Annotated in this window: 11 protein-coding genes; 3 read left to right on the top strand and 8 right to left on the bottom strand. The window is 70.3% G+C overall.

The window, feature by feature from the left end; translation table 11 throughout:
- Window positions 1–297: 297 nt before the first annotated feature.
- Window positions 298–3444: an AAA family ATPase gene (locus tag P0L94_08090; GenBank protein ID WES66023.1), complete on the bottom strand. Its 3147-nt coding sequence runs from the start codon at window positions 3442–3444 to the stop codon at window positions 298–300.
- Window positions 3445–3725: 281 nt separating this feature from the next.
- Here P0L94_08090 and P0L94_08095 point away from each other — a divergent pair, with 281 nt between their 5' ends.
- Both P0L94_08095 and P0L94_08100 read left to right on the top strand, forming a co-directional pair.
- Window positions 3726–4970, top strand: coding sequence for a zeta toxin family protein (locus P0L94_08095; GenBank protein WES66024.1), 1245 nt, complete (start codon window positions 3726–3728; stop codon window positions 4968–4970).
- Window positions 4967–5530 (top strand): recombinase family protein, encoded by a 564-nt coding sequence (locus P0L94_08100; protein WES66025.1) that lies wholly within the window; start codon window positions 4967–4969, stop codon window positions 5528–5530. The genes P0L94_08095 and P0L94_08100 overlap by 4 nt, the downstream gene beginning before the upstream one ends.
- On the opposite strand, the gene P0L94_08105 is transcribed toward P0L94_08100, so the two are convergent.
- From P0L94_08105 to P0L94_08130, 6 genes are all read right to left on the bottom strand, one after another.
- Complete coding sequence (locus P0L94_08105) at window positions 5531–5752, bottom strand: hypothetical protein (protein ID WES66026.1); 222 nt, start codon at window positions 5750–5752, stop codon at window positions 5531–5533. It abuts the gene before it with no gap.
- Between the two features lie 264 nt (window positions 5753–6016).
- Window positions 6017–6274: a hypothetical protein gene (locus P0L94_08110; GenBank protein WES66027.1), complete on the bottom strand. Its 258-nt coding sequence runs from the start codon at window positions 6272–6274 to the stop codon at window positions 6017–6019.
- 47 nt (window positions 6275–6321) lie between these two features.
- Window positions 6322–7356 carry a hypothetical protein gene (locus P0L94_08115; protein WES66028.1) on the bottom strand — a complete coding sequence of 345 codons (1035 nt, stop codon included), beginning with the start codon at window positions 7354–7356 and terminating at the stop codon, window positions 6322–6324.
- Window positions 7353–7616, bottom strand: a complete 264-nt coding sequence (locus P0L94_08120; GenBank protein WES66029.1) for a glutaredoxin family protein — start codon at window positions 7614–7616, stop codon at window positions 7353–7355. The genes P0L94_08115 and P0L94_08120 overlap by 4 nt, the downstream gene beginning before the upstream one ends.
- An 880-nt stretch (window positions 7617–8496) precedes the next feature.
- Window positions 8497–9156 carry a ParA family protein gene (locus P0L94_08125; protein ID WES66030.1) on the bottom strand — a complete coding sequence of 220 codons (660 nt, stop codon included), beginning with the start codon at window positions 9154–9156 and terminating at the stop codon, window positions 8497–8499.
- A gap of 8 nt (window positions 9157–9164) precedes the next feature.
- Window positions 9165–9356, bottom strand: coding sequence for a helix-turn-helix domain-containing protein (locus tag P0L94_08130; protein WES66031.1), 192 nt, complete (start codon window positions 9354–9356; stop codon window positions 9165–9167).
- Between the two features lie 146 nt (window positions 9357–9502).
- Between P0L94_08130 and P0L94_08135 the strand changes: the two genes are divergently transcribed.
- Window positions 9503–10090, top strand: a complete 588-nt coding sequence (locus tag P0L94_08135; GenBank protein WES66032.1) for a hypothetical protein — start codon at window positions 9503–9505, stop codon at window positions 10088–10090.
- Between the two features lie 204 nt (window positions 10091–10294).
- On the opposite strand, the gene P0L94_08140 is transcribed toward P0L94_08135, so the two are convergent.
- Window positions 10295–10954, bottom strand: a complete 660-nt coding sequence (locus tag P0L94_08140) for a hypothetical protein (GenBank protein WES66033.1) — start codon at window positions 10952–10954, stop codon at window positions 10295–10297.
- Window positions 10955–11136 lie beyond the last annotated feature (182 nt).

The following is an 11136-nucleotide window of genomic DNA, read 5'->3' on the forward strand; positions in this document are numbered from 1 at the left end:
GCCGGTCCGGAGAGGCCGTGTGAGCTCGCGTCGGCTCACGTGAACGCGTGGTGAGCGCTGATGCTCCGGAGGTATGTCATGGCGCAGGTGCGGCATTCGTAGCCTCCGGGTATGTCTCGCAGGACCGTGCTGCATTCCAGGCATCGGGGCTGCGCGCCCGCTTCCTCGTCCCCCATGGCGCCACGCTATCGCCGTGGTGGCGCACGCGGAGGGGGTGTGGAAAACGTGCCCCAGTGCGGAGATCTGGGGATGAGGATGCGATCCCGGGTGAGCTTCTCCCGCGCGGACGACGCCCGTTTACAGTCCGAGGCTGGGCCCCGAGGATGTGGTGTGCGGCTGGACTGTGGCGGTCTGTCGGGCTCGGGTTTCGGCGAGGTGCTGTGCCGGGCTGAGGTTTCGGCGTAGGGCGTGCTCGAGGTGTGCGGCGTTCATGCGTGAGGTTGCGTCGTCGAGCACGGTGAGCAGGTCTTCATGAGCGTCGCGTTGGTCGGCCAGTCGGGCGGACAGCGTGCGCGCGCGGGGGTCTGGTTCGACCGTGTCCGGGGTTGCGTGGGAGCGTGCGTTCCCTGACGAGGCGGTTGCGTTCATGGCGTGGAGCAGTCGCTGGGCGTTGTCGATCCAGTCGGCGGATCGGTGGACGGCGGCGCGCGCGTCGGCGGCGGCGGCTTCGGTGGTCGCGATGAGACGGTGGATGTTCTCGATGTGGCCGTAGGGGCGTCGTGCGCGATCGTTCCAGGTGGGTGCGGTGTCGGGGGTGCGGGCGGCGCGGTTCAGTTCGGTGCGGGCTGCGCGGATGGAGTCGTCGATGCTGACTTCTGGTGTGCCGCGCATCATGCTGTCGGCGAGTGCGTCGCGAGCGGCAGCCGGAGTACGGGCGATGGTGATGGCTTCGTTGCGTTCCCGGCCTCGAGTCATTCCGACGTAGAGGCCAGCTGCGTCGACGCCGGGGCCGACGACGGACACGTCGGTGGTTTCGCCTTGGATGCCGTGGACGGTGGAGGCGTAGGCGAGGTGGATGTGCTCGGTTGCGTAGTCGCGGGTGACGGTGCGGGTGTCGGCGGGGTCGGTGGGGCTTGCGAGTTCGAGGGTGTCGGGTGTGATGTGCCGGATGGTCCAGACGGCGCGGTTCTCGACGGCTGCGTGGGTGTCGTTGCGGCGGGTTTGGACGGTGTCGCCTTCGAGGAGTCGCTGTTCGCCCTGGCCGACGGCGATGCGGCGTTGGTGGAGGTCGCCGCCCTCGAGGCGTCGTTGCTGGATGGCTTCGTTGATCGCGTCGGCTTCGTCGTTCGTGCCGGTGACGAGGGCGACCCTTCTGTGGCCGGTGGCTTCGCGGAAGTAGGCGTCGACCATCGCTTGCCGTGCGGCGCCGGCGTCGGGGACGTGGCGGACGAGGCCGCGGCCCTGCAGTTCGGCGGCGACAGCCAGGGCGGTGTCGCGGGTGTTGGGGTCGCGCAGCTGCAGGGTGAGTGCGGCGTAGTCGGGGTCGCGGAAGCGGTGCACGTTGGTGAGTTCGACGACGGCGGTGGCGCGGCGGGTGAGGGCGGTCATGGCGCCTGAGTGGCCGACGGGCATGGCTTGGAGGTGGTCGCCGACCATCGCGATCCCCGCGCCGGTGTCGGCGCAGACGAGGGTGAGGGCGTGGGCGGTGTGCAGGTCGACCATGCCGGCTTCGTCGACGACGACCCGGTCCCCCGGTTGCAGCGGGAAGCGTCTGGGCCCGTCGTAGATGTGACCGGTGGTGGGGTCGATGGTTCCGGGGCTCAGGCGGGTCCAGGTGGGTGCGTCGGCGTCGTCGTGGCCCCACCGCCAGCCGTGGTCGGCGAGGAGGGCGTGCAGGCTGGACGTGGTCGCGCCGATCTCGCGGGCGGCGACGGTCGCCGCTTTCCGGGTCGGGGCGACGACGACCATGCGGCGGCCCTGCCGTGCCAGCAGGACGCGGGTGATGCGGAGCATGGTGGTCTTGCCGGCACCGGCGGGCCCGGTGACCGATACGAGCCGGTCCGTGCCGGCGATCGCGGCGGCGGCGTCGCGCTGTCCAGGATCCGGTGCCGCGTCGGCGGGGAGCACCTGCTGGGCGGCGTGGTCGACGGTGTCGGGGTCGACGGTGGCACCGGGAGTGGTGAGGGCGTCGAGTCTGGCAGCGAGGTCGACCTTGAGCGCTGCGGTCGCGGCAGCCATGAACGCCTTCACGTGCCCTGGCCGGTCGGGCTCGTCGCCGAGGAGGTCGACGGTGTCGGTGGCGGCGCGGGCGGTGATGTCGTCGATCAGCTCTTGGAGGACCTGCCGGGGTGCGACGACACCGGAGGCGGCGACCGCCCGGGTCGCGCCGGCGCGGATGTCGAACATGCTGAAACGGGCCCCGGTGGAGGTCGCCCGCTGGTCGGCGTCGACGATCGCCCGTGCGGCGAGCAGGTCCCGATCGACCGCCCCCACCGGCACGGGTGCCATTGCGGTGGGCGGGCGGGTCGCGACGATGGCCGGGTCGATGTCTGTCAGTTCGTCTCGGATCAGGGTCTCCCAGGCGGTCTCGTCGAGCGCGTCGGGCTTGTCGGGTCGGGCTTTCGCCCAGGCGAGCCGGTCGACTTGCTTTAGCACGTCCGGGCCGGCGGTCTGGCCCGGGTGGCCTGTGTGCCAGTCGGCGAGCAGGAGCGCCCGGTTCGCTTCGATCTGGGTGGACCGGCGCGACAGCGGCCGGACGGCGTGCGCGAGTTCGGTGATCTCGCCGTCGGCGTCGAGGGTGTAGCCGTGGCGGGCGAGGGCGGTGATCCATTCGGGGTCGGTGCGGGCGGCGAGTTCGCCTTCGGCGTTGATGAGGGTGTGGAGCTTCATCGCGACCCGGGTGTCCACGTTGGACCACCTGCCGTCTTCGCCCTGGACCTTCACGCTCAGCCACAGGTGCCGGTGGATGTGCGGGTCCAGTGCCCGCGACCGGCGGTGCCGGAGCTCGACGACCTCGATGCGGTGGAGGGGTTCGCGCAGGCGTCCGCCGGCGCCGCGGCGCGCGTTGAGCTCGGCCTGCCAGGTGCGGATGATCCGGTCCCGCAACCGGTCCTGCAGGGCCTCGAACTCGGCCGCGAGCTCGGGGTTGAGGAGCGCGGCGATGCTGTACGACTTGGGCGCGTTGATCGTGCCGTCCAGGATCAGGTCCGCATCAGCGGACAGAAGCTCGCGCCCGCGCCGCTCGTCCGTCGCCGGGTCACGCCCGTCCACCCACACCCGCAACTGGTCGGCGTCCAGGCGATCGACCGCGACCTCCCCCGCAGCGACAGTGAACCTCGCGACCCCGGCCTCGTCGACCTGGCTGTACCCGGCGAGGGTCTCAACCCCGGTCGTGGCGCTGGAGCGCAGGTGGGAGTCGCACGAGCCCTGGAACGCGTAGGCCATCGCCTGCCGAACCCCCTGGGACTCGACCCCTCGCTTCCACCGCTGCAGACCCCCGCGCACACCCACACACTACCCTTGTTTTGCTTAACCCGCGTGGTGATTCACAGAAAGTGCCTGCGTGCATTCCGGTCTTTCCTTCTCCGGGAGGTGTTCGATGATCACTGGGTGGTCGCCGGGGCTCGGGATGTCGTCTGGGCGAGGTGTGTGGCGCTGTGCCGGTAGGCCGTGGATTGCGTGGTTCATGCTGCTGGCGCGAGTATCCGTCTGTTCCACCGGGTGGGAGCGTGACCCATAACGGTGGTGAGACCCTTTTCGGTATGCTGTGACGCGACGGGGGTGGAATGAGCGTTTCTGGCTCTGCGTGGCGTCTGGGGGATGCCGGCGCGGACACCGCGATGCGGGAGGCGGCAGCCGCAGAGTTGGCACGCCTGATCGAACGCGCCCGCGAGAACGACGCCGACCTCGCTACGGCGACCGCCGACGTGGCGTCGGCGTATCGCGATCTGGTGGCGGTGGATGGGTTCGATCGTCGTGAGGTCGAGGCCGCCGCGCGAGCCTTTGCCGGCCCGCCGGTGGCGGACGCGGTTGCGGGTGCGGGTGGTGTGCTCGACGAGGCTGCGGTGCGCGCGGTGCTCGAGACCCAGGTGCTTCCCGTGGTGTTCCCGCCGGGAGCCGCCGAGGAGCATCCCACGCTGGTGGTGGTCGCCGGTCAGCCGGGGGCAGGGCAGGCGCGGGCGATCGGCCGGGTCGCCTCGGAGTACGAGGGCGGGATGGCGGTGGTGCGGGCGGGTGACCTGCGCGCGTTCTACCCTCCCGCGGCAGACCCTCGCCGGTATGACGGGGCGCGTGAGGAGGCGGTCTCGACGGCATCCGCCGCGTGGTTGCAGGGCTGCCTGGGCCATGCGCGGGCGGAGCGCCGGTCGATGCTGCTGGAGGGGTCGTTCCCGAACCCGGGCACGGTTCTTGCGGTGGCGGACCGGTTCGCGAAGGAGGGGTTCCGCACCCGTCTGGTGCTGGTGGGTGCGCGGCGGGCGGAGAGCCTGCTGACCCTCACCTCGGGGTACCTGCGGAACGTGCGCGAGGGTGTGCCTGCGACGCCGGTGGACCGTGGGGCGCATGAGCGGGCGTGGGAGGCGACGCTCGCTCTCGCGGGTGACGCGGAGACCTCGACCGGGGTGGGGCGGGTGAGCGTGCTGGACCGGTCCGGCGTGGTGGTGTTCGACGGTGAGGGAGACCGGCTCGGGGCGCGGGCGGGGTTGGTGGCGGCGGAGCAGCGACCGTTGACGGTGCTGCAGTCGGCGGCGTGGCTGGGGGAACTGCGCCGGGTGACCGAGTTCGCGCGCGGGCTGCGGAATCCGCCCCGCGAGGTGATGGAGTCTCTGCTCGAGCTGCACCAGGCGGCGATCCGGGAGATCGTTCCGGAACTGCCGCTCCCCCGCGACTCCGACGTCGCCACAGTGCAGCTCGGCCGTCACGCGGAGCAGGTCGTCGGGCTGCGGCGGCTGCTGGCACCGCGCGAGGCCGTGGACCGTGCCGCGCCGGTGGTGGCGGTCGCCGGTCCTGAGCGTGGAGGCGTGTCGCGGTGACCCGCATCGTCGGGTACACCCGCACGTTGGTCACCGACACCGATCCCGCCGGGGACAGTGACGCGCTGCGCAGTGCGGGTGCCGAGGTGATCTTCGCCGATGCCGGCACCGGGGATCCGCGGCGTCGTCCGGAGCTGGTGCGGTGTCTGGCGTCGCTGTCGGCGGGTGACGTGCTGGTGGTGACCAGCGCACCGCGGCTGTCGCACGCGATCGGGCACTTCCTGTCCACGTGCGCGGGCCTGACCGCCCGTGGCGTCGCGGTGCAGTGCGTAGCGCAGCCGGCGCTGTCGACGGGCGTGAAGGTGCCGGCAGGCGACGTGTTGGCCGCGTTGGACGGGTTGCGGCGTGAGCTGGTGGGGTTGCGGACCCGCGCCGGGATGACGGTCGCCGCGTCGGCGGGCAGGCGTGCGGGACGCCCGCTGGTGATGACGGCCGACCGGGTCTCGGTCGCCCGTGAGCTGCGGGATCAGGATCTGTCGCTGGCGCAGATCGCCCGGGTGCTCGGGGTCAGTACGAGCACCGTGCAGCGCGCGCTCACCCGCCCCGCGACGTCACGCTAGCTAGGCTCCCAGGACCCCGCCCAGATCCCCCGGGATGCGGCCGGCGAGCATGCTCGCGGTCACGATCAGAGCCGCCACGAGCATGGTGACGGTGACGGCTGCGCGGACCACGCCGGCAAGGCCGCGGCGAAACAGCGTCAGGACGAGGAACGGCAGGAACACGACGAGCGCGACGCCGAGCGCCCCGGTGGCGATCATCGCGCCGGCGGCAACGCCATCCATCGCCTTCCTCCTTCCGTGGTCCTGTCGGCTGATCTCAGTGTGCTCCGGGGTCCGGACATCCCACCCTGTGACTGGTCTGCGGGTGTTCCTGCTCTCAGCGGACCCTGCGACCGGAGGGGTGCGCAGTGCCGACGGGCGGGGTGTGCGCGGACGGAGCGGAGCGACGGAGCACATGCCCCGCCCGCCGGAACGGAGCAGCCCGCAGGGCGCTACACTCCCCCGCCAGGAACCCGCTCCCGCGCTCCCATCCGCGAGTGCGCCCGATCAGGGGGTGGTGATGAGTGCGGTGATGTCGCGGGTGAAGGCGTGGCGGTGGCCGGTGGGGTCGGTGATGACTTCGCGGATCCTCTGCCGCATGGACTGCCGGTAGGCGTCGGGCAGGCCGCGGAGGGGTTCGAGGACCCAGTCAATGTCTTCGTCGATGGTGTAGCCCGGCTGGTCGGCGGACTTGTCGGGGTGGTAGCCGAGCGCGGCGATCGCGGCACGGTTCAGGACGTTTTCGGCGGTGTTGCGGTCGAGCATGGTGGTGTCCTTTCGGGACGAGTCTTCCCCACCCGGACGGCGGGTGGTCATCGGGACAGGCCTCCGGTGGAGAACCCGGCGCCGGCACCGGCGCCGGGCCCGTGAGGCGCGGCCGGATCCGGGCGCGGGCCGCGGCGAGGCTGGGTGCGCAGGCGCTGATTGATCTGTTTCGCGATCTGATCCATCCGCTCCTCTTCGGCTTCCCGGGCGGCAGCGCGCGCGGCCTCGCGGCGGCAGCGTTCTGCGACCGCCGGGTTGTCGGCGGCGAACGAGGCGTTGCGGATGCGTTCACTCTCCTCGCGGAACGCCTCCAGCAGGTGCGGCGGGGTGGCGTCCTCTGCCATCACCCGCGCGATCAGCTCGGGGGTGGCGGGGCGTGCGAAGAACGCGTCGGCGGCGGTCTGGTTCTCCCCCCTGGCCGCGGTCGTGGTGCGGCGGATCCGCCAGGGCGGGAGACCGGCCTTCTTGCGGGCGCGATCGCGGGCGCGCCATTCCCGGTTGTACGCGAGGCGCTTCTCCGGGTCCTGCCGGTACTGCTCGCGGCGTCGGGCGGTGATCTCGTCCTTGTGGCGGTCGTAGTAGCGGCGCGCCTTCGCCTTCCCCGCCGTCGGGTCGTCGCGGTACCGGTCGCGGGCCTTCTGCTGCAGCCTGTCGCGGTTGCGGGCGTAGTAGTCGCGCTGCAGCTGGTTGCGGTGCCGGCGGAACCCGGCGGGGTCTTCCCGGTACCGGCGCGCCAGCCATGCCCTCGACCGCTGGCGGTGCTCTTCGGCGTGTTCCCGCGCGTACCGGCGGTCGTACTCGCGGCGCTTCTGGAGGGCCGCGGCGTGCTTGCGGGCGCGGTCTTTCCGGCGGCGGGAGGCAGCGACCTCGCGGCGGTTGATCCGCTCCCGGTTCGCGGCGCGGTACTTCTCCTTCGACGCGGCCACCTTCTCCGGATTCGCCTCCCGCCACCGCCGCCCGTACTCGCGCCGCTTCTCGGCATTCGCGTCCCGCCACCGCGCGTTGGAGGCCCGCGGCGTCCCCCCGGTGTCGTTCCCTCCGACGGGCTGCGAGGCGCCGGCGAGGGTGGTGTCCTCGGTCATGGCCGGCTCTCCTCCTCGTGGAGGCGGCCGATCAGCTGCGTCAGCAGGTCGGGGCGGAAACCCGCCCACGGGGTGCTGTCGCCGGTGGGGACCACGACCGGCACCCGGGTGTAGCCGAGCACGTCGACGACGACCACGCGCAGGGCCCGATTGTCGGGATCGCTCAGATCGACCTCGCGGTACGGGATGCCGAGCCCGTCCAGCAGCGCCCGCGTCGCCCGGCACCGATCACACACCGGACCCGTCGTGTACAGCGTCACCGGGATCACCGCCCCACCCCCGCCACGCGCTGCCGGGCGGGGGCCGCGGCGGACGACCCGGGAACCGGACTCCGGAACTGCGGCACTCCCACACTCCGCGACTCCGGAACACCCGTACTCCCGCCGTCGCGGAGATCCGTCCTGCCAGACCCCGCCACTCCCGCGATGCCCGAGTCTGCGGGATCCGACCTCGGCGAGGTCGTGACGCCGGGCGTTCCGGAGTCCGTGGCATCCGAAGTCCGGGAGTCCGCGGCATCCGACCTCGGGGAGTTCGCGACACCCGGTGTTTCGGAGTCGGCAACATCCGAAGTCCGGGAGTCCGCGGCATCCGGCGTCCCGACGTCCGCGACTCCCGAAGTCCGCGAGTGCGGAAGTCCGGGACTCGCCGACTGCCGGGGTTCGGTGGTCGGCTGCTCCGCCACTGAGTGAGTTCCTGAGTCCGCGACTCCCGCACTGCGTGAGGTCGAGACTTCCGCAGGCCGGGACTCCGGGGGTCCAGGGCTGTGCGACTGCGAGCCTTCCGGTGTTCGGGAGTCAGGACGTCCGGGAGTGTCGGATGCGGTGAGTGCCGTGGTCACGGAGTCACGGAGTGCGGTCTCGGTGGACCCGGCCAGCAGGTGCTGGTTCGCGAGCAGCACGTCGATCGCGACGCGGATGAGGGTGTTCTCGGTGATCCGTTCCGTCTTCACGGTCCGGCGGCGCATCAGTGCTCGTGCGAGCGTGCCGAGGGCCGCGTACTGGTCCTCCCGCACGCGCGCGTCCTTGCGTGTCAGCCGCGCGAACATCGGCCCGGGCCCCGAGCCTGGCGCGGGCGTCGTCTCGGCGGCGACCCTGTTGCGGGCATCGCCGAGGCGGCCGGCGAGGTCGATCTTCGCCATGCTCACCACCTCCCGGCGAGCACCGGCACCCCGGCCGTGCTCATCTCGAACCCGACCTGGGTGACGTCGAAGATCGACCCCGCGGTGCGGCGCGTGTCGCGCAGATCCGTCACGAGCTGCCCCGCGATCGGGGCATCCGCGTGAGCCTTGTACTGCCGCAGGTACGCGTCGAACCTCGGCACCCCCAGGGTGGTGTCCAGCAGATGACGCCACTGCGGCAGCTGCAACGGGATGCGCGCGTCGATCCGGTTCAATAGCACCCGGTACGACACATCCCTCGGATCGATCAGTCGCGTGATCGTCCGCATCGTCGGCTCCACCGCCAGCGGCTCCGGGACCAGCGGCACGATCACCTCACCGGCCGCATCCAGCACCGTCTCCAGCGTCCGCGTGTCCTCCAGCGACCCGGGAGTGTCGACGAGCACGAAGTCGTAGTCGCCGCCCAGATCACGCAGCCGCGACAGCACCTGCGGCTGCTGGTTGCCGGCGAAGTCGAACGGGAGGTTGCCGCCCGCATTGTCGGCCCACCACACCGTCGACTGCTGCGGATCCACATCCACCACCAGCACCCGGAACCGGCGCGACAACGCCGCGGCCAGCTGCATCGTGACCGTGGTCTTCCCAACCCCGCCCTTCTGATTCGCGACCGCGACGATCCTCATCGCGCCGCTCATCGGAGATCCCCCTCACCGGACGAGTGACGAATCCACTCCTCCAGCTCGTCGATCGCGTACAGGATGACGCGACCGAGCTTGTAGTACGGCGGACCCTTCTTCTCGTACCGCCACTGCGCCAGGGTCTTCTTCTTCAACCCCGGCAGCAGCGCCACCACCTCGTCAGGACTCAGGAAATCTTGGCTCAACCGGGAGGATGCCCGGTTCGTCACGGTCGTCATAACACCTCTCCTTTGCGCATCCCAAATCGGAATTGACACTAGTAGACGGGTTATCAGTACACTTAGTCAAGAGAGATCTGCGAATTCCTCGCCCCGTAAGGCAAACTGAGGAGGTGAAGCTCGACGTGACCACCCCCGACGGCTCCCCCATGTCCGCCGACGCCGCCAGCCAGCCCGTGGGCTCCGCGCTGCGCATCGCGCCCGCGTTCATCGCGACCGCCACCGACGACGACACCGGCATCGAAACCACCATCGAAGCCCGCTACAGCGCCAACGAAGGCCGCTACATCGTCACCACGATCATCAACCGCGCAACCCGAGACGACTTCGACCAGGCAGCCCTCCGCCGCACCGCACCACAGACGATCCTGCAATCAGCGATCCCCCACTGCATCGCCCTGCAACTCGAAGACGACCCCGACGCCGCCTGGATCACCGTCGCCGACCTCACCGCCACCGAAGGCCGCATCATCCCCGAATGGATGGCCGCCGCCGTCGTCAAACGCACCGCCAAACACGAACGCATGGACGCCATCGAGATCCTCTACGGCACAGCCGCCCTCGCCGGCCTCCCACCCGTCAAAGCCGTGCAGGTCGAACTCAACGTCCCCCACCGCACCGCCTCCGACTGGATCAAGAAAGCCCGCGACGCCGGCCGGCTCGAAGGCATGAGCTACCTCGTCGGACGCCAAGCCGAGTAGCAGCGATCATCACACTCTGACGATCGACAAACGAGCATTGCACGGAACGGGAACGGTCCGAGCGGGTCTGACGGCGTTCGTTCGACGTTCCTGCTTGTTCAGCTCCGGCAGGTCATTGTCGCAGTGAAGCCGCGCCGGTGAGCGCAGAGTCAGATGGAGCTGGGGCTTCCGTGGTGTGCGCTATTGCTGCAATCCCGAGCGTAGTCAGTCAGCGTCCTCGTCCTCGAAGGACGCCAGGTACTCACGACGTTCGGTCATCTCCTTGTGAGCATCATCAGTCGCCGTCTCGTGGCCCTCACAGGAGGCAGTTGTATCGGCGTCCAGACCGAGTTGGTAGCGAATCTCCTGCGCCGCAGCCGCAGCCGTGTCCTGGTTCGGCCACGTGGAGTAGTAGGCGTCTTCGAATCGGTCCGCGTTGGCGATCTCGCTGAGGTTGCTACTTGCGGCGAGGTTTGCATCGCGGACTACCTTGAGATGCTCGGCAACGTCACTCGGCCAGGTGTAGTAGTCGTCGTCTGCGAGCTCGACTGAAGCGCGTGCGATGCGAAGTCCCTCGGCGGCGGCCGCCTGGATCTCCGTCATGGCTGGTGTTCCGCCATTGAGGAACTCGTCCTCCTTCGCGAAGACCGCATCGCTGAGAGCTTCCATCGCGATGTTGCGCTGGCAGACGATCGCGAGATACAGGTCTGCTGCTTCGTCATCCGTAAGCTCGACTGGGCCGACAGGGATCGTCGGGGTCGGTTTTGGCGCGGAACTCGGAGTGACGAGCGTCGGCACGGCCTCGGACGTTGCGGATGCGGTGCAGCCCGTCAGCGCGAGCACGGCGCACGTGCTGGCAATGGTGAGTGATTGCAGGACTCTCATGGCGGTCACTGTATCCGGGCGCACGGACGCCCGTGACAACGAGGCGCGAGCTTGAACGGCCGCCTGTGGCCGTGATGTTGAGTTGAGTCGAGCGCCACACAGCACCCATCCCCATACGTGCAATGCCCGAAGCAGGCTGGTCGCGGACGGGCTGTAGTGCGCGCGATGAGGGGACGCCGAAT

The organism is Microbacter sp. GSS18 (assembly GCA_029319145.1).
Classification (GTDB): Bacteria; Actinomycetota; Actinomycetes; order Actinomycetales; family Microbacteriaceae; genus Microbacterium.